The sequence below is a fragment of the Micromonospora musae genome (genome assembly GCF_003626635.1).
GTDB classification, from domain to species: Bacteria; Actinomycetota; Actinomycetes; order Mycobacteriales; family Micromonosporaceae; genus Micromonospora; species Micromonospora musae.
Map to the genome: position 1 here is coordinate 382,514 of NZ_RAZT01000008.1, position 24,065 is coordinate 406,578.

Genomic DNA, 24,065 nt, shown 5'->3' on the forward strand with positions numbered 1-24,065 from the left:
AACAGTCGACGCCGGCGCGGCGTTGTGCCAGCGTCAGGAGTGTGACCGGCGCGAGACGAGGGAGTGGGCAATGGATCTTCTGGCCGACTACCGGCGGGCGACCATGTTCTTCGAGATCGGTGACCCGACCGAGGCCGTCCGACTGCTCGAGCCGATCGTCGAGGCCGAGCCGAACAACGCCTCGGTGCGGCAGCTGCTCGCCCGGGCGTACTTTCAGTCCGCCCAGCTCAACCGGGCCGAGGAGCACCTGCGGGAGCTGGTCGACCGGGACCCGAGCGACCACTACGCGCACCACGTGCTGGGCCGTACGCTCGAGCGGCTGAACCGGTACCCGGACGCGCTGCGGCACCTGCGGATCGCCGCCGCCATGCACAGCGGCAACGACGACTACCGCACCGCGCTGCGCCGGGTCGAGACCCGGGTCAGCGGTCGCTGACGTCGGAGCAGACAGAACGCGAAGGGCAGCCCGGGTGGCTGCCCTTCGCCGTTCCCGGACCCCGTCCCGCCGGACCTAGGATGAACTGGTGAAGCTCAAGCTCGATCTCCACGACATCTACAACAAGGGCCACGACATCGACCGCGCGCTCCGAGGGATCATGGACGAGGCGGTCGCGAAGAAGGCCACCCTCGTGGAGATCATTCCGGGTAAGGGCTCCGGCCAGCTCAAGAAGAAGGTGCTGCGCTTCCTCGACCAGAAGGACGTCAAGCAGCTCTACCACCGGGTGGAGAAGGACTCCAAGAACTTCGGCCGGCTCTTCGTGCACTTCCGCTGGAAGTAAGAGTCTCGGTCTTCCGACTTCACACGCAACCCTCTGGACAGCGTCTGACCTGCTAGAACGCCTTCCGTTGGTTTCCGGCGTCTTCCGTCGTCACTCGCACTCGGTTGTGCCGGATCTGTGCCGGCGAGCGGTTTGCTGACTCGCCATGGCGGTCGCGCCTCGTTGGCCTTAGGAGTTTCGGTCAGCCCCACGTAATCCTCCGGTGTCCCGGACAGCTGGGACATTTGGAGCGAGAATCCTAACCGTGGCATACGGGCCACATGCGACGCCAGCCGTGGTGTCTGCCAACGGCTACACCGGGCAGGTTCATTTCGACGGCACGTACATCACCATCACTCGCAAGGGCTTCATGGCGCGCCACTTCGTAGGCAAGGGCGAGAAGCGCATCCCACTCGGCTCGGTCGCCAGCGTGCAGTGGAAACCTGCCGGCCTCGTCAACGGATTCATTCAGTTCGAGATCCCTGGGCAGGGCGGGACCCGCTCGGCGTTTGGCAGGCAGACGAGCGATGCGGCGCGGGACGAGAACTCTGTGGTTTCCACGGCGAGGCAGATGCCCGAGTTCGAGCGGGTGCGATGGGTGATCGGCCAGGCAACCGCTCTCCGTCACAACGCGCCGACACAAGTCCGCGCGCCAGTGTCCGTCGCCGACGAGCTGGCTAAGCTCGCCGCGCTGCGGGATCACGGACTGCTGTCTCCACAGGAGTTCGAGCAGCAGAAGGCCCGCCTCCTCGGTTGAAAGTGATGTTGCGGTCAGGACACCAGCGGGGCGACGAATCAACGGAGGACCATGACGCCGTCGGGGTAATAGTCGAAGCACTGCATGTACAGAAGCAGGTCACGGAGATCGGACCACTTCTTGCCGATGGCTTGCGCGAGTTCGGCCGCGGCAGTGGCCCACCGCTGCTGCCTTCGCCGGGACATCAGCCGGTCGACGACCGCCGTACACGACGAACATTTCCGCTGGGACGAGGGCGACCCCGGCCACGATGTTGCAGGGCCTGACTCGCCTAACGCGCGTCGGCCGTTGCTCAGTCGGTTCGCAGAGGTGCAGCTCGGCCCTGCTGGCGGGCCGCCACGGCTACTCGCACCCGTGATCTGCGCATCACGAGTCGGTCCCCGGGCGCTGGTCCGCCGCCTGGTCCTTCTACTCCCTCCGGTGCCTCAGTCCGCGATCGTCCGCCCTTGCTCGCCGGCTTGGCTGCTCGGTTGGCTGCTCGGCGAATCTGCAAGGCCCCGGCCTTTCCTGCACACGTCTAGGGGCGGGCAGTACGTCCCGCGTGGCAACTACAACCAGGCAGCAGCAGGTCCTTCAGGCGCGAAGGGCTCTACAGGCGGCTCTCTAGGTCTCGTCCTAGCTGGACAGCGGTACTAGGCTGGGTCGATGCCGGACCAGAGGACGCCGCGGAGGTGGAGATGAATGAGGAACTACTTCCGAAGGAGCGCCTGGAAAGCGCAATACGTAAGGGAGAGAGCCAGTTCCGCGAATTTAAGACGGCGCTAGAGGGTCCTCCGGGACAGAAAAGGCTGCGAGATGTTCGGGATATTAAACGAGATATTGCTGAAACCTTAGTGGCATTCGCGAATAGCGAGGGGGGGCAGCTATTCGTAGGCGTCGAGGACGACGGGACGGTAACTGGTGTACCGCACTCGGCAAATGCCATCGAAGGCCTTCTTGCCGCCCCGCAAACAAACGTCCTAGCGCAAACACCACTGCCGTCGCCGCTGAAGTCACGAATATATCATGACGGCAAGCTGGTCCTGCTATTTGCGGTCACTAAGAGTACCGTGGCCATCCATCAAACGAGCGATGGAAGATGTCTCCAGAGGAGCGACCGGGAATCTATCCCAATCGCGACCGAGATCGTACATTTTGAGCGTCAAGAGCAGCGTTCTCGCTCCTACGATCGACAGTACGTTGACGGCGCTGACTTGGACTCCTTGGATATTCCACTCATACGCAGCCTCGGCGAGCAAGTCGCCCCCGGAATGTCGGAAGAAAAGGTTCTTCAGCTTCTTGACCTAGCAGACTACGACGGCTTCCATGTGCGGCTTCGCCGAGCAGCGCTGCTCCTTTTCGCCAACGACGTTCAGCGGTGGCATCCTCGGTGCCAAGTTCGAATCCTCAGAGTTGTGGGCACCGAAATGCGATCGGGCAAAGAATACAATGTTTCGAGCGACGAGATCGTTCGCGGCAATATCCTTACTCTCCTGGTGCGCGCTTGGGACGCCATCCGGAACCATCTTGTGCAGGTGAGGCTCGAGCGTAGTGGCCTGTTCGAGGAGCGGGTAATGTATCCAGAGGATGCCTGCCGGGAAGCCCTGATTAACGCTGTTGCGCACCGCGACTATAGCGACGAAGGGCGCGGCGTCGAGGTGTTCGTTTACGACGATCGGATGGAAGTAAGGAGCCCAGGCTCCCTGCTGTCGACGGTATCCGTGCAAGACCTGCTTCGGCTCTCCGGGGCCCATGAGTCGCGAAACCCGTTTGTTGCCCGAACTTTGCGCGAGGCGCGCTTCATGCGCGAGGTTGGCGAAGGAATGCGACGAATCTTTGCGCTTATGAAAGCTAATGATTTGGTGGACCCGGAGCTTCGGGCTGAAAATGACAACTTTGCCATCACACTCCATCACGAATCGGTTTTCTCCGAGACGGACCAGCGCTGGCTCGCAGCCTTTGATGGATTCAACCTGCCCGTCGACGAGATGAAGGTCTTGCTCCTCGGGCGGGATGGTGCATTGTTTAGCACCCAGCAGGTCTTCGATGCGCTCGGATTGGTTGACACTGAGCAGTACCGCGCATTGCTCTCGAACCTTCAGCTGAAGGGGCTAGTGCTGACGCAGGTTCCGAAAGCGACAGCGTCTGCCAGGGCGAGGCGCACTAAGGTACCAGTTAGAAGTGTCCCGCGGTTCGCAATTCGCCGTCCTATTGACTGCGAAAGAGACCTAGTCGACTTGGTCAGAGCGCTCGACTCCCTTACAGCCAATGGTCGACCGTTGGCTCCGATCGATATGACGCAAGTCAGAAGCAAGATTTCGCCGAATAATTTGTACGGACGAGCGGGGGCATCCTTGCCTCAGGCACTTCAAGCGCTCGAACTCCTCGACCGCAATAGAACTTTCACTGAACGCTTCAGGAAACTCGCGGCAATGTATTCACCGCGAAGATGAGTCAATCTGGGGACAGCGCCCGTTATGCTCGGGGCTACCGACTTGGCCGGCTCAGCCGGATACTTGCCTTAGGAACTTTCGGCGCTGCAGCGGACCATGTCCGTCACGCCGCCACCCCGCTTCCAGTGCCAACCGATGCAGACCGAGACACCTTCACCGCTCTGCTCGACATCGCGCGTCGACTGCAAACGACCTGACCGGGCCGTTCTCCACGACATCTCGTTTACAAGCTGTGTGCGCGGCCCGTCCAGTTGCACTCCGCGTCCGTCTCGACCAGGTGCCAGCCAGGGTCGCTCTCTCGCGCGTTCGGGTCCCCGCACCCGTCCAAAATCCGACTGCCGCGGCGACCGCTCGTCGCTTAGATCGGCACGAGATGCTCGGCGTGCCGCAGTCAGGCACTCTCCTCGGACAACTCAAGCTCGCCAAGGGCACGCCATGCCAGGTCCGCAAGAGTCTCACCCGTCTTGATAGCCCATCGGGCGGTTCCTTGGTTAGCCACAGGCCGGTCTTCCCATCGAGCCAGCTCCCATATATGAGAGATCAGGCCGGACGGTGAGTATTGCAGGCCATCCGCTGCCCAAAGGATCGGTTTGGTGCGATGTGGGATCCAAGTAGCCCGTGCCCGCGTCCGGTCCTCGGCGACCCAATCGTTCAATGCCTCGGCTTCAACTCGGTTGCCGGGCGAGAGCACTAGCGCTTCCCCCTCGGCAAGAACGGCTTGATCTATGAGAACGGAAACCGCATTCGGGCGGCGCTTCCGTTGAGCTGGCACGCGACGGTACTTGTTTGGGTCCGGGATGCGTTCAGTGCCCGCGCCGCCGAGCAATCGCTCTGCTATCTCCCGGCAGCGGGATATGTCCGAGCAGACCGACCGGATCTGCGAACGCTCCGTGTAGAGCTCATCGATTACACCGGCAACCATGGGCAACAGTTCCTGGACCAACTGTTTGGTTTCTTCGACAGCATGCTCGGCCCATTCGAGCTTCGTATCGGGTTCGTCAATCGCATCTGTATCGAGACGACCGAATACGAGGTGCGCTAGGAGATATACGCCGTGCTCGGTCAAGGCAGCACCGCGCCCTGCATAGCGTGGGCGCAGCTCGTGGAGAGTCCGCCGAACCTGCCTCAGGACCTGCACCGCATTCCAAAGCAGATAGGCACCTGGCTGCGGCCGGAACAGGGCGTCGTAGATGCCTTGCGAACCCCGTTCCCACAGCACGTCAAGAGTGGTCGCGATGCGGGCAGCGTACTGGCTGTCGGGATGAGCGCAAGCCAGTGCGCATGCAGCCTCAACTACGGAGCAGCCAGTATCCGGTTGCGGCTCCAGTTCGCTGCGGCGCACGCTGTACTCGAGTCCCAACTCGGCTCGCATTTCCTCGAGAATGGCGGCTTGAATCGGATCGAGCGCGATGAAGTCCCTTGCCTCGACGCGGTTCTGGCGATTGGTGGCCTGGGTAGCCTGCTTGGCGAAGTCGACCGCCTTACCCGTAACGATGATGCGCACGCCGACTTTGGCCGAGGCAGCAACCTCATCAGTAGCAACGGCTTCAGCGACCGAACGAACCGTTTGAGCCCCGTTCACTACGCTGGCATTGTGCAACGTCAAGCTTAGCGGACGTGATTGCGGGAAGCGCATGGACTGCTGAACCCGTTCAACTGATTCACAAAGGATCGTCACCCCATTATTGAAGTACCAGAAGTGGGCCGGCTCCCGACTGAGGGTATCGATGATCTCATTGTTGATCGGTGTCCTGCCCAAGGGATTGCGAATATTGAGGCTGAACAGGTTTGAGCCATGACCGACCCACTCCAACACCTGCTCTGCCTCAACAACACCTTGGTACGACTCGTATGGGGTGCTGATTGAAAACCACGGAAACAAGTCAGCCGCGAGCTTAACTGGCTTCGGCGCTATATCCTCCCGAACCGAAGTCCACACCTCGGAAGCCACTATGATCCGGTGGCCCAGCACGTCGCCGTGGCGGTTGAACTCGTTCTCGCCGTTCTCAATCGCTAGACGGAAGCCAGGGGTGACCTCCTCGGCGCGCATCAGTGCAATGACTTGTGTGACCGGCACTGGTCCTCGAGCCATGACACTCTTAGCCCGCTCAGCCAGTTGCTGGCCCCGGGGATTGAATGGCGCAAAGTCCTCGTCGTCGATAAGGCGCAATCCGGTGAGGAGTTCCATTATCGCTGCACGATCGCAGTTAGCCCTTCCTGTCTTGCTCCACTTTGCTTGCACTAGGTAGACATGCGGGTCCGCCCCATCCACGACCGCGATCGCGTCTATGCCCTGGTCCGCCACCCCATCGATGACGACTAACGAGGCCTCCTGCGGAGTCCATCCGGTGACGATCCGGACCGCTTGGGCGGCCAGGGCCCTCGACAACACCCGGGGCTCGCGCTCTTCGTCTGGTTTGCCGTCAAGGTCACTAAGGTCCAGCAATCCGCCGTCCACGTACACCGCTCGAAGGACCGCTTCTACCTGACGTACCTGGAGGGCCGCGTCGTCGTGAGCGGCTCGTGGGCTCGTTGGCCTCAACTGTTACCCCCTAGGACCATCGCGGATTGCGGCACAGCCAGCGGCGTATGGGATTGTCTCATGGGGACGGAGCCGAACATCGACTCGGCTCGAGGTTCGCGCCGTAGACTTGCTGCGTCGCCGCTGCCTGACGCCCCGTTCGAACCGTCAGTGGCTGCCAGGCCGGGGCCGCTGTCATGCAGAGCACCCTAGCGGCCAGCGAGGGGCTTACACTGCCAGCCGTCTTGCATGAGGAGCTTGAGCGCTTCGCCCGGTGAGGGGTGCAGCAATGCAGCATTGACTGGCCGTTAGCCTTCTTGGCATGGCAGGCCCCCTCCCCAGCACTCCGTCCACGCCGTTCCCCGTCGAAGGGCTTCATCGACACGGAAGTTTGGCGTGGGCCCCTTTGCGCGGTTGGGTGGATGTGACACACAAGCCAGAGGAAGTCGTACGGCAGCACTGGGTTCGGCGCCTCCACCTCGACGGCGGATTCTCGCTGGAGCAGATGGATCAGGAGCGTCGCACGCACTCCGGCCGGCGCTCTCCGCGTGCCGACATCGTCGTGTGGCGAAACGCGGCCGATAAGCAGGCTGGGCGCGAGCCAGTGTTGGTGGTGGAGACCAAGGCCGACGAGGGGGTCGTCCGGCCCGTGGACTTCTGGCAGGGCGAGTCGTACGCACGGTCGGCCGGAGCACGTTTCCTTGTGCTCGCTAATGCCAGCAATCAAATCGTCTTCGAGCTGACCAGGGGCATACCCGGGCGTGCTCGTCAGATCAACGATTGGCCGAAGGCCGCCGACATCGGAGACGAAAAGCGTCTCGAGGCACTAGTAAACCGGCTCGAGGTGTTCGACCGCGAGCAGTTTCAGCGGGTGCTGTTCGAGTGCCACAGCCTGCTGCGGGACAACCACGCGATGACACCAGACCGCGCCTTTGACACGATCTCAAAGGTGCTGTTCATTAAGCTTCACGTCGAACGGACCCGAACGCACGAGACGTTCACGACGAAGTACCTGGACGACGCTGCCCGGTTCCTGAACAATCCCAAGCTCGCTCTACACGAGCAGATGTTCGACCAGACGAAGGCTGCCTATTCAGCCGACGACCTCTTCGCGGAGGACGATCGCCTAGACATCTCGGCGGACACCTTCCGAGAGCTGGTTGGCAAGCTCGAGCGGTTCAATTTGTCCAAAACCGGCGAGGATATCAAAGGTATCGCGTTCGAGAAGTTCCTCGGACGCACATTCCGTGGCGAGCTCGGCCAGTTCTTCACACCCCGTCCCGTCGTGGACTTCATCGTCAATGTCCTCAATCCTAAGGAGGATGAGGTCGTCTGCGACCCCGCCGCTGGTTCGGGCGGGTTCCTCATCCGCGTGTTCGACCACGTACGTGATCAAATCGCCGCGGACATCGCCGCCAAACGACAGCAGCTCATCGACACGATCATCGCCGAGTACCCCGACGATGCCGCTGACGCGGCTCTCGACGAACGTGACAAGCGAATCGAATCCGCCGTCGAGGAGCTGAACAAGCAGCTCGCTCCGAGCGCCTCGGACGGCACCCCGACGAATACCCGCGTCGGACGACTGGCCTGGCGATGTATCTACGGCACCGACAAGGAACCGCGTGCCGCTCGCACCGCCAAGATGAACATGATCATGCATGGCGACGGGCATGGCGGGATCCACTGGCACGACGGCCTCGTCGACATCAACGGCATCTTCGAGGGCCGGTTCCGCGTCGTTGTCACCAACCCGCCCTTCGGTGCCACCGTCACCTCGTCACAGCGCATAGGCTCTAGCCCCGAAGCGGATGTGCCGAACGGCTATGACTACCGCCGGCGCCAGCAACAGCTATACGGAAAGGATTGGCTAGACGCGCACAATCGTGTGCTCAACGCGCGCGGACAAAAGATCCTCGACCATTTCGAGATCGGCAAGGTCGCTTCGTCCCGCAAGACGGAGCAGATGTTCCTCGAACGATGCCTTCGCCTGCTCGAGCCGGGAGGGCGGCTGGGCATCGTCCTGCCCAATGGCAACCTGAACGCCTCTTCGCAAGCGTGGCTGCGCCGCTGGGCCGAAGGAAAGGCGCTTCTCCGGGCCGTCGTCGCGTTGCCGCCGGAGACGTTCAGGTTCTCGGGTGCCTCTGTCACGGCGTCGGTCTTGTTCATGCAGAAATTCACCGAGGATGACGCGCAGCGGTGGGAACAGTGCTGGGGTGACGCTTTGGAGGCCACCGAGCTGGAGTTCGGGCCGCGACGCGACGCTCTGCTTAACAGCGCTAGTGACGCACTGCTGCAGAGCGACGACACCGAGCTTCGCGACCTGCTCGATCGGCTCGCCGCGCTCGGCGTCACCCGAGTTCTTTCGACGCCCACACGGGTGCGGAAGGATGGCCTCGTGCGAGGAGCTCCCACCACCACACTGCGGGGCTTCACCTGGCAGGGCAGTGCAACCGCAGCCGCCGCACGAGACCTGAAAAGGATGTACACCGAGCGTGCTGCGAAGGTCCCCGGCCTGAAGCAGGCACTCGCGTCCGTCAAGGCTGCGCTGAAGGACATCGACGAGCAGCAGACTGCCGCCATGTGGAAGCACGTCCGCGAGGCGTTCGACTACCCGGTATTCATGGCGACGCCGAAGGCGGTCGGGATCACCGCCACAGGAGATACAGGGGAGAAGGTGCCCAACGACCTTCCAGCCGTCCTCGCTGCCTGGCAGGAGTTCAAGGTGGAGAACCTCCCTGAGGGCGTCTGGTGACTGTCACGATGACAAGCGTCGTGCGCTTCGCCGCGCTCGATCGCTGGGACCTTCCGCAGATCTCTGGCGCTGCAGCATCGTACGCATGGCCGATGGCGACACTCGGTGAAGTGGCTCGGGTCCGGCTTGGCGTACAAGTGCCGCGGAAGGGATCGAAGTTCAATGGAGTGGCTCGGCCCTACCTAAGGGCAATGAACGTTCGCCGAGCCGATTTTAATTTGACAGACGTCAAGACCATGCACCTGGCCGAGGCCCAGGCCATCGAGTTGACACTCCAGTCCGGCGACCTGCTCTTCGTCGAGGGTTCCGGATCGGTGACCGAGGTCGGACGCGCCGCGCTATGGGATGGCAGCATTCCCGAAGCGGTCTACCAGAACAGCGTGGTCCGCGCCCGCCTGCATGACGGTCGCCTCGACCCCGAGTACGTCATCACCTGGTTCAATTCGCGTGCGGGCAACGCCTACATTCGTGAGCAGGCCACCACAACGAGCGGGCTCTACCACATCGGCGCCGGCAAGCTCGTAGGCGCTCCGATCCCCGTTCCGCCGATCGACGTCCAGCGGCAGATCGTTGCTACCTACCGGGAGACGCTGCAGCGCGCTGAGGAAGCCAAGCGCAGGTCCGCCGTCCTTACCAATGCCGCTTGGGGCCGCTTCGGCTCTCAACTGATCGACGCACCGGAAACGGTCGCAGTTGCGGGCATGGTGACCGTGACCAGGTTCTCCGCGCTCGATCGCTGGGATACTGACGTCACTCCCATCGGGACTACCAGTCGGTACCCACTGGTTCGCCTCGACGCGGTCGCCGACGTACGGCTTGGCGTCCAGCTGCAGCGATCGAACACCGGAGGGCAGGAGGTGCCCTACCTCCGGGTCGCCAACGTCCAGCGCGGCTATCTCGACCTTACCGACGTGAAGACGATGAACGTCAGTTCCGACACCGTCGCCCGACTCGCGCTGAAGCGCCACGACTTGCTGTTCCTCGAAGCCAACTCGCTCGAGGAAGTCGGGCGTTGCGCACGCTGGGACGGACAGATTCCCTTGTGCATTCACCAGAACCACGTGATCCGGGCTCGTCTGGGCACAGCTGACCTGTTGCCTGAGTTCGTGGAAGCTTGGTTCAACTCCCCACCAGGCGGATCTCACGTCCGCGGCCGTGCTCGCACGACCAGCGGGACGCTCTACACGATTCCCGTTAGTGTCCTCGCGACCGCACCCGTCCCCGTTCCGCCTGTCGAGGACCAAACTCGACTCATCGCGGGACTGCAGGAGGGCCTCGCTGAGGCTCGTTCGGTCCTGGTTGAAGCGGGACGACTGCGGGAGCAGGCCGAGACCGACCTCATTTCGGCACTGACCTCGTCCCTGTGACGAGGCCGGAGCGACGATACCTCCGGCCTACCGCCGGCGTGGCGCTGACGTACGTGGCGCCGTAGCACGGTCGGTTTGGAAGGTGCCTGACTAACTAGCCGGCAGCTCAACCCATCGTCAACCAGGGTGGCGCTTGCGATTCGGGCAGAGGAAGATGCGAAGAGTTCCTCGCAACTCGCCACCTAGCGTCGCAGGTGCCGGCCCTCGGATGATGGATGGAACCTCACTATGCACGATGACAGTCAGGACGGCCTTCGCGACTTCCCAGGCTGGCTGCCGCATCCAGAGGAGAAGGAATTCTTCGATGGCGCCACTATCGTCCCCGATGCAAACGTTCTCCTCGCTCTTTACCGGATTACACCACAGGCGAGAGGTCAGCTTCTCGCCGTCCTCAAAGACGTCACGGATCGGCTATGGGTGCCTCACCAGGTGGCCCTTGAGTTCATGCGAAGCAGAGAGAAGGTCATAGCAGATAGGAACGCTCGCTTCACAACTGTTCGTCGGGCGCTCCAAACAGCATCAGATAAGGCGGCGGCCGACATCGCCGCAGCGATTGATGATCTGAAGGACCTTAGAGCGTCTGTTGTGTCGTCGGAAGATTGGAATGAATCCGACCACGGTCTCGCCTTTGAGGAGATCAGGAAATTGCTCGTAGCCTTACTCCAGCCCGCTGTGGAAGAGTTCGAGCGAGTAAAGGCAGACCAGGATCTAACACACTCGGACGTGAATGGCGACCAGGACCCAGTCCTCCGAGTGTTGCAGGAAATCCTTTCAGGGCGTGTGGGCGTAGCCTACGACAGCGACAAGTACAGGCAACTGGTTCAAGAGGCCCTAGAATATCGATACCCGAACGAAATCCCTCCAGGATATCTTGACCTGAAAAGTAAGCTACCGGCAAGAGCGGCGGGTGACTACATCCTGTGGGCCCAACTCCTCGAAATGCTGCAATCAAACCGGGGTGACCGCAAGCTCGTAATCCTGGTCACGGCCGACGCCAAGGCTGACTGGTGGCAAATTGATGCAAAAAGCAGGCCCGAGAAGGCCCGACCTGAGTTAGTGCAAGAGATGTACGACCAGGCGGGCGCCCGACTCCTGCTTCTCACCCTTGACGGATTTCTTGAAGGATCGAGAAGCTACCTGCAAAAGGATGTATCCCCTTCGACGCTCGAGGAGGCGCGAGAGGTGCTTTCGGAGGAACAAGATGCAGACGGCCTAGATTTCCTTCACGTCTCGCCGTTCCAGGTAAGACTCAACAGAGCCAGTCACAATGAATTGGCCGGGATCGTAGCCCAGGTGCTGGAGGCAATGGGCTACGTTCTCAAGTCGCTTCCCCCGCTGCCGGAGGTCGACCTTCTGGTCGAGCGACACGGGGAAGAGTCTGTCGTCGAGGTGAAGAAGCTGATGGACGTTCCCGCCGCGGTGATCTTTCAGGTTCACAGCTTGATGGTGCAGACGGATTCACCTAAAGCCATCATTGTAACAACTGGGCGATTCACTCGGACGGCGATCGAAAGGTCGCAAGAGATCGGCGGGATAACTCTAATCAATGGCGAGCAACTCGCTCTCTTGTTAGAGAAGTACGTCGGCCTTAACGAAGACGAGTAGTGCGCATTTGCCACCGCTCGATCCAACCCGCATCCTGATGCCTTCTCCACCAGACGCAACCCGGCTGTTGCGCCATCCCGCCGGCTGCTCTGGTCGGAGCTGCGGGTCGCCGCCGAGCTGGGTGGGGCCGCGGCGCTGGCCGCGCTGATCGGCGGGGCGTACGTGCCGCGCCAGGGCGAGCGGGTGGCGATCATCGTCTGCGGTGGCAACACCGACCCCGGCGACCTGGCCACCCGCCCGAACTGAACCCGCCGGCCGCACGTCCGGCCGACGGGTGCAGGGCAAGGTCGGCGGTCAGACCGGGTAGGTGCGGGCCACCGCGAGCATCTCCGAGCTGTGCGAGCCGACGATCCCGACGTCCGGCGGGCGGGGCTGGAAGCCGGGCAGACCGTCGAGGCCGTCGCTGGCGTCCATCGCCCGCAGACCCAGCCAGTCGGCCTTCGGCGTGACGGTGAGCGTCACCTCGAAGCCCTCCGCCGGCGGGGCGTGGAAGACCACCCCGAAGCCCCAGCGGCCGGACCGGGGCTCGACGGGTACCGGCCGGCCGGCGACCTCGGCCCGCAGCACGGTGGCCGTGGTCGTGTCGACGTGCAGGCTGGCCAGGCGCGCCGGACGCTGCGGGGTGAGCCGCAGTCGCACGGTGCGCTCGCCGCCGGTGGTGCTGTCGGCCAGCACCTCGAGCTTCGGGGCGGGCAGGTTCGTCGGCTCCGCCGGGCCGCCGCGCAGGGTCTGGTCGCCCAGCGCGGGGAAGTCGTCCAGGGACGCCGGACCCTTGACGTACCGGCTGGTCCACGGCTGGGGATCGGTCTCGTCGGTGAGCCATCGGGCCGAGCCGGTGCCCGCGTCCAGCGCGTACATCAGGTGGGTCGGCGCGGGATGCGCGGCGTCGAACCGGTCGACGCGGAGCCCGACCCCGGCGCAGACCACCGCCGCCACCGCGGCGGCGAGCGCCGGCACCGCGCCGAGCCGCCGGGCCCGGAGCGCCACCAGGCCGCGCTGCCCGCCGGCCCGCGGGTGCAGCAGGTCCAGCACCGGCAGTACGGCCAACCCGAGCAGCACCGTGACCAGGGCGGCCACCCCGCCCATCGCCATGCCGAGCGCCGGGAAGAGGAGCACCACCGTGGGCAGCAGGACGACGACGCCCACCGCGGCGCCCACGGTGACCGCGACCACCGGCCAGGGCCCGTCGATCCGGGTGCCGAGCGCGGCCAGGCCGGCGAGCGCGCCCGCCAGCGCCGGCAGGGAGGCGAGGTACGCCCCACCCGGCACCAGCAGCGCGAGCACCACCCCGAGCACCGCCAGCCAGCCCAGCCCGCCGACGGCCAGCGCGGCGGGGCCGATCCGGCGGCGGGTCAGCGCGTACCAGGCGAGGACGACCGTCGCGGCGAGCGCGAGCACGGCGAGCCGGTACCAGATCGGCCGGTACGGGTCGAGCAGTGCGGCGTAGCCCGGCCGGATCGCGGTGATCAGCGCCCAGAGCCCCTGCGCGGCGAGCGGGGCGGCCACGATCGGGACGAGCGCCAGACCGAAGCCGGCCGCCAACCGGCCTCCGCTCGCGCGACCGCGCCGCCGGGTCAGCCAGCCCAGCGCGACGACCGCGACCAGCGCGAGCAGCGCGAGCGGGAGAGTCAGCTGGCCCGGGTAGCGGGCGAGCCCGCCCGGCACCGGGAAGTAGGTGTCGTCGCCGGCGGCGGTCAGCTCGGTCAGGTCGATCCGGCCGAACTCCCGGGCCATGCCGAGCGCGTTCTCACCGTGCTGCTGGAGGCTGGCCCGGTCCAGCGCGGCGGCGGTGTCCAGCGGGGTGTGGTAGATCGCCGCGCCGTCGATGTACGCCGAGTTCAGGCCGACGAAGTTCTCCGCGAGGAACGCGGTGAAGTCGGTGTCGTTGGGTAGCGCCCGGTAAATCTCCACGGCGAACGAGGTGCCGACCGGGTGCGGCGCGGCCCGGCCGAAGACCTCCACCAGTTTCGCGTTCCGTCGTGAGGTCTCGAACATGATCACCGGGCCGGTGGAGCCGCGCGCCTCCAGGTTGAGCACCACCCCGCCGTCGGCGGCGAGCGGGTGGCCGGAGGCGAATCCGGACGCCCCGCAGAGACACGCCTCCTCGGCGTCGGTGAGCACGAAGACGATGTCGTTGCGGGGGCGTGGTCCGGCGGCCAGCGCCCGGGCCACCTCCAGGATGGCGGAGGTGCCGGCGGCGTCGTCGTTGCCGCCCGGGCCGGACTGCACCGAGTCGTAGTGGGCGACCAGGAAGAGCCGCCCGGTCGGATCGGTGCCGGGCAGCCGAGCCACCACGTTGCGGACCCGGGCCAGCGTGACGCCACCGGCCGCCCCGCTCAACTGACCCGCCTCCGGCGCCACGGTGTCCTGCACCTGGGTCTCCAGGCCCAGCTCCCGCAGGACCCGTTCGACGTGCGCGCGGACCTCGTCGTTCGCGGCGCTGCCGGCCGGGTGCGGACGCGCCGCGATCACCTCGACGTCGCGGTACGCCCGGTCGGCGCTGAACGCGGTCGGCGGCGCGTCGGCCGGCAGCGGGTTCGGGGGACGCAGGTCGAGGAGGCTCACGGCGCCGACGGCGACCAGCGCGACGGCGGCCGCCACGGCGGCGACGAACCGCCGCCGGGGCCGGGCCAGCGCCCGGTCGGCGGGCCGGCTCGGAATCGGGTGGGCGGGTGCGCGGTCCGGGGCCGGGGTGGGGGGTGCGCCCACGGGAACTCCTCGGGGACGGGGCCAGAGCTGGGACCATCCTGCCCCGCGCGGGCCCGCAGCGGGGACCCGGGACATCCCGGCTGCGCTGCACCGCCCTTAGCCGGTCGGGCGTTCCGGGGCGGGCCGGCGAGGGTCCGATCCACGGGACCGACGGGTGTCCGCTTTGCCCCTCGGTGGGTAGTGATTCGGCCCATGCCCGGCCGCACCGAGTCCGTCGTGTTGTGTGCGACCGTTGTCTAATACAGGATCAGCAGGGCACTCGGAAGGAGCCCGACATCACCAGCGAACTTCCGCGTCTGGCGGCGGTGACCCGGCCGAACCGGGGGACCGGTCTGGCCGGTTCCTCCGTGGTGCCGTATCCGCACGGCGGCCTGGGACGGCACCCCCACCTGCCACCGGGCGAGCGGCTGCGGGTGCTGCTGGTCGAGGACGACGAGGGCGACGCCTTCCTGGTCGGTGAGCTGCTGGCCGAGACCAACTCGATGATCGAGCTGCTGGTCGCGACCAGCCTCAGCGAGGCGCGCCAGCGGGTGACCGGCGTGGACTGCGTCCTGCTCGACCTCGGTCTTCCGGACGCCCAGGGCCTCGACGGGTTGCGTCAGGTGCTGGAGATGGCGAGCGGCGCGGCGGTCTGCGTACTGACCGGGCGCAGCGACGAGCACCTGGGCATCGTGGCGGTGGCCGAGGGAGCCCAGGACTACCTGGTCAAGGGGCAGGTCGACGGTGTCCTGCTGACCCGGGCGCTGCGCTACGCGGTGGAGCGCAAGCGCGCCGACGAGAACGCCCGCCGGCTGCGCGAGGTCGAGCTGCGCCAGGCCGAGTCGGCCCGCCTCGAACGGGGCCTGCTGCCGCAGCCGCTGATGTCGACCGACCAGGTCGCGGTCCACACGTTCTACCGGCCCGGCCGGCACGCCGCGCTGATCGGCGGCGACTTCTACGACGTGGTGCAGACCCGCCCCGACCGGGTGGACCTGATCGTGGGCGACGTCTGCGGGCACGGGGTCGACGAGGCGGCGCTCGGCGTCGAGCTCCGGGTCGCCTGGCGCGCCCTGGTGCTCGCCGGGGTGCCCGACGACGAGGTGCTGCCCGCGCTGGAGCAGGTGCTGATGAGCGAGCGCCGACTCCAGGAGATCTTCGCGACCGTGGCGACGGCGCGGCTCGACCTGGACGCCAACCGGGCGGTCGTACGGTTGGCCGGGCACCCGCCGCCGCTGCTGCTCAGCCGCGGCGGGGTGGCCCCGGTGCCGGCCCCGGGCGGTCTGCTGCTCGGCGTCCGGCCCCGCCCGCCGATCGCCTACGACCTGAAGTTCGACACGGAGGACTGGTCCCTGTTGATGTACACCGACGGCCTGATCGAGGGGCGCGTGGGCGACAGCGACGATCGGCTCGACGTGCCCGGCCTCGGCGAGCTGCTGGCGGAGCCGGCCAGCCGGGAGGTGTCCCTGGCCGAGTTGCCGGCCTGGCTCGTCGGGCGGGCCGAGCAGATCAACGGCGGGCCGCTCGCCGACGACGTCGCCATGCTGCTGGTCACCCGGGGAGGTGGCCGATGAGCGCCGGCCTGCGTGGCTGGAACCTGCGCCGGCGGGTGGTCGCGCTGCTCGCGATCGTCGGCGTTCTGCTCGTCGGGCTGGCCGTGGCGGAGGCGTCCCTGGCGGAGCGGAGCCGTAACCAGGTCGACGCGTTGCTCAACCAGACCGGGCCACTGCGGGTGCAGTCGCAGGAGCTGCTGAACGCCCTGCTCGACCAGGAGACCGCGGTACGCGGCTTCGCGGTGAGCGGCGACCGGGCCGACCTCGGCCCGTACGAGGCCGGGGTGCGGCAGGAGCAGGACGTCATCGCGTCGATGCGGCGGCTGCTGAACGACTACCCGCAGATCGGGGGCGACCTGCGCGAGGTCGAGACCCGGGCCGACGAGTGGCGGCGGGCGGTCGCCGTACCGGTGATCACCGTGACCGAGCAGCAGGGCACGGCGGCCGGCCAGGCGCTCGTCACCCAGGTGGCCCGGCAGCAGTTCGACGACGTACGGGCCGCCGTGGACGACCTCCAGGCCGAGATCTTCGACGCCCGGGAGAGCAATGCGCGGGAGGCGCGTCGCAGCGGGAACCTGCTGGCCGTGCTGCTGATCGTCGCCGCCCTGGTGGTCGTGGTCACCGGTGTGCTGCTGCTGCTCTCGCTGGACCGGACGGTCGTGCGGCCGCTCACCGAGCTAGCCCAGCACGTACGGAGAGTCGCCGAGGGCGACTTCCAGCACGCCATCCCCGGTTCCGGGCCGCCCGAGTTCGTGCAGCTCGCCGACGACGTGGACGCGATGCGCCGCAGGATCGCGGCGGACCTCGCCGAGGTGCGGGAGGCCCGGCAGCGGATCGAGTGGGTCAACAGCCAGCTCCAGAAGCAGGCCGAGGAGTTGACCCGGTCCAACCGTGACCTGGAGCAGTTCGCGTACGTCGCCTCGCACGACCTCCAGGAGCCGCTGCGCAAGGTCGCCAGCTTCTGCCAGCTGCTCCAGCGCCGCTACGCCGGTCAGCTCGACGAGCGGGCCGATCAGTACATCGCGTTCGCGGTGGACGGCGCGCAGCGGATGCAGCGCCTGATCAACGACCTGCTGGCGTTCTCCCGGATCGGCCGGCTGACCGTCGGCTTCAGCGAGGTCGACCTCAACAAGGTCATGGGAGAGGTGGCCGGTCAGACCGAGGCGGCCCGGCAGTACGCGGACGCCGAGCTGACCTGGTCGGAGCTGCCGGTGATCCAGGGCGAGGAACCGCTGCTCACGAACCTGCTCGCCAACCTGGTCAGCAACTCGATCAAGTTCCGCCGGTCGGACGTGCCGTCGAAGGTGCACGTCTCCGCCCGGCAGGTGGGCGACGAGTGGGAGATCACCTGCCAGGACAACGGCATCGGCATCGAGCCCGAGTTCGCCGACAAGATCTTCGTCATCTTCCAGCGGCTGCACTCGAAGGACGCCTACCCGGGCACCGGTATCGGGCTGGCCATCGTCAAGAAGATCGTGGAATACCACGGCGGTCGGGTCTGGGTGGACACCGACGTCTCCGAGGGCGCCGCGATCCGGTTCACCCTGCCCGCGCTGCCCGAGGATCGTGCGGCGGCCGGCGAGAGCCCGGACGAGGAGGCGACCGGCGCGGAGGCGGCGGAGACGCCCGACGGCGTCCCGGACGGCTCGCCGGAGCGGGAGCGGGCCGAGCGTACGGAGGAAGCGCCGGAAGGCGGTAGGACGGGTGGCATGAGGGAGACAGTGGGATGACCGCGCCGGCGGACGGGAAGAGTCCGATCGAAGTCTTGCTCGTCGAGGACGATCCGGGCGACGTGTTGATGACCCAGGAGGCGTTCGAGGAGCACAAGCTGCGCAACCGGCTGACCGTCGTCTCCGACGGGGCCGAGGCGTTGGCGTACCTGCGCCGTGAGGGTCAGTACGCGGAGGCGGTGACCCCGGACCTGATCCTGCTCGACCTCAACCTGCCCCGCCGGGACGGTCGTGAGGTGCTCGCGGAGATAAAGAAGGACGAGGAGCTCCGCCGGATCCCGGTGGTGGTGCTCACCACCTCGCAGGCCGACGAGGACATCCTGCGCAGCTACCAGCTGCACGCCAACGCCTACGTGACGAAGCCGGTGGACTTCGAACGGTTCATCGCCGTGGTGCGCCAGATCGACGAGTTCTTCGTCAGCGTGGTGAAGCTGCCGCCGCGTGGCTGACACCCTGCTCGACGACGTCGGTGTGCTGCTCCGTGAGACCGCCGACCAGGTCGTGCTACCCCTGTTCCAGAAGCTGGACGACTCCGACGTCGCGGAGAAGGCGCCAGGTGACATCGTCACCGTCGCCGACCGCCGGGCCGAGGAGATGATCTCGGCGGGGCTGCGCCGGCTCCTTCCCGGCTCGGTGGTGGTCGGCGAGGAGGCGGTCGCCGAGGATCAGGGGCTGCTGCGGCACCTGCGCGGTTCCGGGGACGTGTGGCTCGTCGACCCGGTCGACGGCACCGCGAACTTCGCCGCCGGCCGCCGACCGTTCGCGTTGATGGTGGCGCTGCTGACCGATGGGCGGCCCGTCGCGTCCTGGGTGTTCGACCCGCTCGCCGACACGCTCGCCACCTGCCGGGCGGGCGAGGGGACGTACGTCGACGGGCGCCCGATCCGTACGGACGACGCCTCCGCGGAGCTCGCCCAGCTGCGTGGCATGGCGATGACCCGGTTCCTCCCGTCGGCGAGCCGCGACCGGGTGCGGGCCGGCGGCGACCGGATCGGTGAGCTGCTCCCCGGGCAGCACTGCGCGGGCCGGGAGTACCTGGACATCCTCGTCGGGCGGCAGCAGTTCGCGGTCTTCTGGCGCACCCTGCCCTGGGACCACGCCCCCGGGGCGCTGCTGGTCCGCTGCGCCGGCGGGGTCGCCCGCCGCTTCGACGGCACCGAGTACCACGCCGCCGAGGAGGGGTACGGCCTGCTGGTCGCCGCGAGCGATCGGATCTGGGAAGAGGTCCGGGCGACTCTGCTCGACAGCTGATCCACGCGTACGGCGACCAGCTCGACACGCTGCGTCGACGCGACGCGCCCCTGGGCATTTCCGGGACTGGCCGGCGTCGCCCGGTCCGGTATCGTGACCGGCGGTCACCGCCAGCAGGCCGCCGAACGGGGCCGGCGGGACCGCCGCCGCGCAGGACGCACCGGGGGCCGGCGGTCGACGGAAGGACGCTGTCGTGCCCAGGATCATGCCCAGCAGGCGTCGCGCCCGCGGCCCACTGATCGCCCTGCTCGCCGCCGTCGTCGTGCTGCTCGGCAGCGGCTCGGTGCCCGCGTACGCGGAGCCCAACGAGGGCGGCACCAAGAAGCTGCGGGACGCGCTGACGGCCACCGCCCGGGCGCACATCGAGGCGAAGCAGAAGCTGGACAACTCCAAGCGCCGACAGACGCAGTTGACCGGCCAGCTGACCGGCCTCCAGGTGCGGGTGAACGACCTGAGCACGCAGGTCGGCGAGGTGGCGGCGCGCTCCTACCGGGTGGGTCGGCTCACCCCGGCGTCGATGCTGCTGGGCAGCGCCTCGCCCGACGCGTTCCTGGAGCGGGCGGCGAACCTCGACCTGATGGCACAGCGGGACGGCAAGCGACTGCGCGAGCTGACGGAGGCGCGCGAGCAGGCGCAGCGGGCCAAGCTCGCCATCGACGCCGAGGTGCGGCAGCAGGCGAAGCAGCTCGCCGTGATGGCGAAGAAGAAGAAGGAGGCCGAGGCGGCGCTGGCCGCGGTCAGCTCCGGTGGCAGCGGCGGCTTCGCCGGCGCGAACTCGAGCTCGGCGAAGCCCGCCCCACGCAACTCGGACGGCTCCTGGCCGTCGGAGTCCTGCTCGGTGAACGACCCGACCACCTCCGGCTGCATCACGCCGCGCACCCTCAACGCCCTCCAGCAGACCAAGGCGGCCGACTACACCCGCCACGTCTCCTGCTACCGCAGCGGCGGCGACGGCGAGCATCCCAAGGGGCGGGCCTGCGACTTCTCGGCCGCCGCGGGCGGCTTCAAGGACGAGAACGCCACCGGCGGCGACAAGGCGTACGGCGACAGCCTGGCCGCGTGGCACGTGCGCAACGCCGATCGGCTCGGCGTGCTCTACGTGATCTGGTACCGGCAGATCTGGCATCCGGGCACCGGCTGGCGCTCCTACAGCGGCAGCGGCAGCCCGGCGGCGAGCCACACGAACCATGTTCATCTATCGATGTACTGACCCACCGGGGCGGCTCGGCTGCGTACCATCGCGACGATGAATCTCTCACCGTCCGACGTCGCCGACCCGCCCGTGCCCGCCGCGCCCGTCACCGGGCGCGCCCTGCCCAACGGGCTCGCCGCCTTCCTCGTCTTCTTCTCCAGCGGCGCCGTCCTGGTGCTGGAGACGGTCGCCCTGCGCCTGGTCGGCCCCTACGTCGGGGTGACCCTCCAGGTGACCAGCTCGGTGATCGGCATCGCGCTGGCCGCGATCGCCTACGGGGCGTGGGCCGGTGGCCGGCTGGCCGACCGGCGCGACCCGCGTCCGTTGCTGGCCCCCGCGCTCGTGCTCGCCGGCATCGCCACCGCCGTCACCCTGCCGGTCGTCCGGTACGCGGGCGAGGTGCTGCGCGGCGGGGCGGCCAGCGCCATCCTGCTCCTCGTCGCCCTGGCCGTCTTCGTTCCGGCGCTGCTGCTCTCCGCGGTCACCCCGCTGGTCGTCAAGCTCCAGCTCGCCGACCTGCGTCGCACCGGCCAGGTGGTCGGCCGGCTCTCCAGCATCGGCACGCTCGGCGGCATCACGGCCACCCTCTCCACCGGTTTCGTGCTGGTCGCCGCGCTGCGCAGCACGGTGATCCTGCTGGCGCTGGCCATCGCGCTCGGCGTCACCGGCCTGGTCCTCGGTTGGTACCTGCACCGGCAGGGCGTCGTGGAGCTGCCGGGTCGGGGCCGGACCAAGGCGGCGTTGGCGGTGCTCGGCCTGCTCGGCGCGGGTCTCAGCACGGTCGCACCGAACCCGTGCGACATCGAGACGGCGTACCACTGCGCGAAGGTCGAGGTGGACTCGTCCCGGTCGACCGGGCGGACGCTGCTGCTCAACTCGGCGCAGCACTCGTACGTGGACCTCGCCGACCCCCGCCACCTGGAGTACGCATACACGAAGTGGTTCGGTGCGGTGGCCGACGTGGCCGCACCGGCCGGCCGGCGGCTCGACGCGCTGCACCTGGGCGGGGGCGGTTTCACCGTGCCCCGCTATCTGACCGCCACCCGTCCCGGCAGCGACAACCTGGTCTTCGAGATCGACGGCGGGCTCATCGAGCTGGGCGAGCGGGAACTCGGCGTACGCCAGGGACCGGACCTGCGGGCGGTGGCCGGCGATGCGCGGCTGCTGGTCGCCGCCGAGGCCGACGAGAGCCGCGACCTGGTCGTCGGCGACGCGTTCGGGCACCTGGTGGTGCCGTGGCACCTGGCCACCCGGGAGATGATGGCCGAGGTACGCCGAGTGGTGCGCCCGAGCGGCGTCTACGTGCAGAACGTCATCGACTACCCGCCGCTGCGCTTCATCCGCAGCGAACTGGCCACCGTCGCCGCCGAGTTCCGGCACGTCGCGCTGATCGCGCCCCCGGAGGCGATCATCGGCGAGCAGGGTTCCAACTTCGTCCTCGTCGCCTCCGACGCGCCGCTGCCGCTGGAAGCGATCCGCAAGCGACTGGCCGAGGTGGACGGGCGCGCGATCCTGATCGCCGAGGCCGAGCTGGACGAGTTCGTCGGCGAGGCGCTGGTGCTCACCGACGACTACGCGCCGGTGGACCAGCTGCTCGCCACCGCCTGATCGAGTGACTTCCTGCCCGATTTCGGTCCGAGAGGTGTAGCCCGGACGGGTCCGGGCAAGAACCTCGACCATGGGCGGAGGGGACCGGTTCGCGGTGCGGCCGCTCGGTGGGCGGTACCGGCTCATCGAGCAGCTCGGCGCGGGTGGCATGTCGGTGGTGTGGCGCGGCTACGACGAGGTGCTCGGACGGCAGGTCGCGGTCAAGGTGCTGGCGTCCCGGTTGGCGAGCGAGCGCGCCCTCCGGCACCGGCTCCGCGCCGAGGCGCAGGCCGCTGCGCGGCTCTACCACCCCAACATCACCAACGTCTACGACTACGGCGAGTCCGAGCAGGACGGCGTCACCGTCCCGTACGTCGTGATGGAGCTGATCGACGGCGGCTCGCTGAGCAGCCGGCTCGGCCGCGAGCGACAGCTGCCCTGGCGGGAGGCGGTGACGATCGCCGCCGAGGTCGCCTCGGCGCTGGCCACCGCGCACGCCCGAGGGGTGGTGCACCGGGACGTCACCCCGGGCAACGTGATGCTGACGCCGACCGGGGTGAAGGTCGTCGACTTCGGCATCTCCGCCCTGGTCGGGGAGAGTGAGCGGGGCACGGACGGCGCCCTGCTCGGCACCCCCGCGTACCTCGCGCCGGAACGCCTCGACGGCGGCCAGGTGTCGCCTGCCACCGACGTGTACGCCGTGGGCCTGCTGCTCTACCGGATGCTCACCGGCCGGCTGCCGTGGCAGGCCAGCACCACCACGGAGATGCTGCGCGCGCACCTGTACAACGACCCGGAGCCGATGCCCGCCGTGCCGACGCTCCCCGACGGGGTGGCCGACCTGGTGCGTCGCTGCCTGGCGAAGCGCCCCGAGGAGCGACCGTCCACCACCGAGCTCGCCGGCATTCTCGCCGACGCGGCCGGGGTGCTCACCGCGATACCCGTCTCGCCCGCCGCCGGCCCGCTGGGCCCGGCCACCCTGGCGGACGCCGGCACGACGATCCTGCCCTGGTCGGGGGCGGAGACGGGTGCGCTGCCCACCCGGCACCGGCGAGCCGTCTCCCGGCGGCGGCGCGTCGAGGCGGGGGTGGCGGCCGCTGGCCTGGTGGCGGTCACCGCGGCGCTCTGGGGAGTTACCGGGCGGAGCCCGGCGAGCGGCGGCGTGGAGCCGCCGACCGGGGCCCGGTTGGGGATGGCGGGTACGCCGGTCTGTCAGGTGGCGTACGCGCTGCGCAGCGACTCCGGCAAGGACTTCGCCGCCGAGCTGACGCTCACCAACACCGGGGCCCGGGAACTGCGCGACTGGGCGGTGAACTTCACCTTCCCGGGCGGGCAGACGGTGACCCGGGCGACCCCGGCGTCCGCGAGCCAGCAGGGGCGGACGGTGGTGGTACGTCCACCGGCGGGTCGGCCCGCGCTGGCGCCGGGCGCCGCCGAGAAGGTCAGCCTCACGGGGCGCTACACCGGGGGGAATCCGCTGCCGGTCACGTTCACCCTCGGCGGCGAGAGCTGCGGGGTGCAGGTCTCCGGGGTGGCGGGCCGGCCCCCGGCCCCGGCGGCCACGAAGTCACCGGCCAAGGCCACCACCACGAAGACCAGCGCCACGTCGCGCGGCACCGGCTCGGGCGGCCCCGGCGGCCCCGGTGCTGGAAACGGCCCCGCCGGGCATCCGAAGCCCGACAAGCCCGACAAGCCCCCCAAGGGCAAGCCCCCCAAGAAGTAACCCCACCCCACCCCACCCCACCACCGCCCGCCCCCGCCCCCGCCCCCGCTCACCCGCCCAAGATCCACGCTCTTTCTCGGAAAGAGTGGGCATCCGGGCGCGAATGGCCACTCTTTCCGAGAAAGTGCGCACGCCGGAGCGCCCGCGCC

Annotated in this window: 16 protein-coding genes; 14 read left to right on the top strand and 2 right to left on the bottom strand. The window is 67.7% G+C overall.

The features are described from left to right. Positions 1-70: 70 nt before the first annotated feature. The 4 genes from D7044_RS18315 (at position 71) to D7044_RS18330 (ending at position 3,947) form a co-directional block, all read left to right on the top strand. Positions 71-436 (top strand): tetratricopeptide repeat protein, encoded by a 366-nt coding sequence (locus D7044_RS18315; protein WP_120689620.1) that lies wholly within the window; start codon positions 71-73, stop codon positions 434-436. Positions 437-524: 88 nt separating this feature from the next. Continuing rightward, the gene (locus D7044_RS18320; RefSeq protein WP_120680521.1) at positions 525-779 is read left to right on the top strand and encodes a Smr/MutS family protein; all 255 of its coding nucleotides are present in this window, start codon (positions 525-527) and stop codon (positions 777-779) included. Positions 780-1,023: 244 nt separating this feature from the next. Next, the gene (locus tag D7044_RS18325) at positions 1,024-1,515 is read left to right on the top strand and encodes a DUF4429 domain-containing protein (RefSeq protein ID WP_199716668.1); all 492 of its coding nucleotides are present in this window, start codon (positions 1,024-1,026) and stop codon (positions 1,513-1,515) included. 677 nt (positions 1,516-2,192) lie between these two features. Continuing rightward, positions 2,193-3,947 carry an ATP-binding protein gene (locus tag D7044_RS18330; protein ID WP_147434684.1) on the top strand — a complete coding sequence of 585 codons (1,755 nt, stop codon included), beginning with the start codon at positions 2,193-2,195 and terminating at the stop codon, positions 3,945-3,947. A gap of 391 nt (positions 3,948-4,338) precedes the next feature. Here the strand turns inward: D7044_RS18330 and D7044_RS18335 are convergent, their stop codons facing one another. Beyond that, entirely contained in the window at positions 4,339-6,411 is a 2,073-nt protein-coding gene (locus tag D7044_RS18335; protein WP_199716669.1) for an AIPR family protein, read from the bottom strand. A 379-nt stretch (positions 6,412-6,790) separates the two neighbouring features. Between D7044_RS18335 and D7044_RS18340 the strand changes: the two genes are divergently transcribed. From D7044_RS18340 to D7044_RS18350, 3 genes are all read left to right on the top strand, one after another. Beyond that, positions 6,791-9,223, top strand: coding sequence for an N-6 DNA methylase (locus tag D7044_RS18340; RefSeq protein ID WP_120689624.1), 2,433 nt, complete (start codon positions 6,791-6,793; stop codon positions 9,221-9,223). Further along, positions 9,220-10,590: a restriction endonuclease subunit S gene (locus tag D7044_RS18345; RefSeq protein ID WP_147434685.1), complete on the top strand. Its 1,371-nt coding sequence runs from the start codon at positions 9,220-9,222 to the stop codon at positions 10,588-10,590. Before D7044_RS18340 ends, D7044_RS18345 begins: the two co-directional genes overlap by 4 nt. Before the next feature lie 228 nt (positions 10,591-10,818). Next, positions 10,819-12,195: a PIN-like domain-containing protein gene (locus D7044_RS18350; RefSeq protein WP_120689626.1), complete on the top strand. Its 1,377-nt coding sequence runs from the start codon at positions 10,819-10,821 to the stop codon at positions 12,193-12,195. 294 nt (positions 12,196-12,489) lie between these two features. Here D7044_RS18350 and D7044_RS18360 read toward each other — a convergent pair whose 3' ends face one another. Further along, a complete protein-coding gene (locus tag D7044_RS18360) occupies positions 12,490-14,904 on the bottom strand; it encodes a M28 family peptidase (protein ID WP_233565026.1) in 2,415 nt (804 codons plus the stop codon). 305 nt (positions 14,905-15,209) lie between these two features. Between D7044_RS18360 and D7044_RS18365 the strand changes: the two genes are divergently transcribed. The 7 genes from D7044_RS18365 to D7044_RS18395 all read left to right on the top strand — a co-directional run bounded on the left by D7044_RS18365 (position 15,210) and on the right by D7044_RS18395 (position 23,916). After that, positions 15,210-16,454: a PP2C family protein-serine/threonine phosphatase gene (locus D7044_RS18365; protein ID WP_233565027.1), complete on the top strand. Its 1,245-nt coding sequence runs from the start codon at positions 15,210-15,212 to the stop codon at positions 16,452-16,454. After that, positions 16,451-18,163: a sensor histidine kinase gene (locus D7044_RS18370; protein ID WP_120689628.1), complete on the top strand. Its 1,713-nt coding sequence runs from the start codon at positions 16,451-16,453 to the stop codon at positions 18,161-18,163. Before D7044_RS18365 ends, D7044_RS18370 begins: the two co-directional genes overlap by 4 nt. Continuing rightward, complete coding sequence (locus tag D7044_RS18375; RefSeq protein WP_120689629.1) at positions 18,160-18,612, top strand: response regulator; 453 nt, start codon at positions 18,160-18,162, stop codon at positions 18,610-18,612. Before D7044_RS18370 ends, D7044_RS18375 begins: the two co-directional genes overlap by 4 nt. Continuing rightward, positions 18,605-19,414, top strand: coding sequence for an inositol monophosphatase family protein (locus D7044_RS18380; protein WP_120689630.1), 810 nt, complete (start codon positions 18,605-18,607; stop codon positions 19,412-19,414). The genes D7044_RS18375 and D7044_RS18380 overlap by 8 nt, the downstream gene beginning before the upstream one ends. Before the next feature lie 205 nt (positions 19,415-19,619). Continuing rightward, positions 19,620-20,624, top strand: coding sequence for a coiled-coil domain-containing protein (locus D7044_RS18385; RefSeq protein WP_187398627.1), 1,005 nt, complete (start codon positions 19,620-19,622; stop codon positions 20,622-20,624). 36 nt (positions 20,625-20,660) lie between these two features. Next, positions 20,661-22,214 (top strand): fused MFS/spermidine synthase, encoded by a 1,554-nt coding sequence (locus D7044_RS18390; RefSeq protein ID WP_120689632.1) that lies wholly within the window; start codon positions 20,661-20,663, stop codon positions 22,212-22,214. A 70-nt stretch (positions 22,215-22,284) separates the two neighbouring features. Next, on the top strand, positions 22,285-23,916 hold the full coding sequence (locus D7044_RS18395; RefSeq protein ID WP_120689633.1) for a serine/threonine-protein kinase: 1,632 nt from the start codon (positions 22,285-22,287) through the stop codon (positions 23,914-23,916). Positions 23,917-24,065 lie beyond the last annotated feature (149 nt).

Coding starts and splice junctions, on each gene's coding strand:
- D7044_RS18315 (WP_120689620.1), top strand. CDS start 71: ATGGATCTTCTGGCCGACTACCGGCGGGCGACCATGTTCTTCGAGATC.
- D7044_RS18330 (WP_147434684.1), top strand. CDS start 2,193: ATGAATGAGGAACTACTTCCGAAGGAGCGCCTGGAAAGCGCAATACGT.
- D7044_RS18340 (WP_120689624.1), top strand. CDS start 6,791: ATGGCAGGCCCCCTCCCCAGCACTCCGTCCACGCCGTTCCCCGTCGAA.
- D7044_RS18350 (WP_120689626.1), top strand. CDS start 10,819: ATGCACGATGACAGTCAGGACGGCCTTCGCGACTTCCCAGGCTGGCTG.
- D7044_RS18370 (WP_120689628.1), top strand. CDS start 16,451: ATGAGCGCCGGCCTGCGTGGCTGGAACCTGCGCCGGCGGGTGGTCGCG.
- D7044_RS18375 (WP_120689629.1), top strand. CDS start 18,160: ATGACCGCGCCGGCGGACGGGAAGAGTCCGATCGAAGTCTTGCTCGTC.
- D7044_RS18385 (WP_187398627.1), top strand. CDS start 19,620: ATGCCCAGCAGGCGTCGCGCCCGCGGCCCACTGATCGCCCTGCTCGCC.
- D7044_RS18390 (WP_120689632.1), top strand. CDS start 20,661: ATGAATCTCTCACCGTCCGACGTCGCCGACCCGCCCGTGCCCGCCGCG.
- D7044_RS18395 (WP_120689633.1), top strand. CDS start 22,285: ATGGGCGGAGGGGACCGGTTCGCGGTGCGGCCGCTCGGTGGGCGGTAC.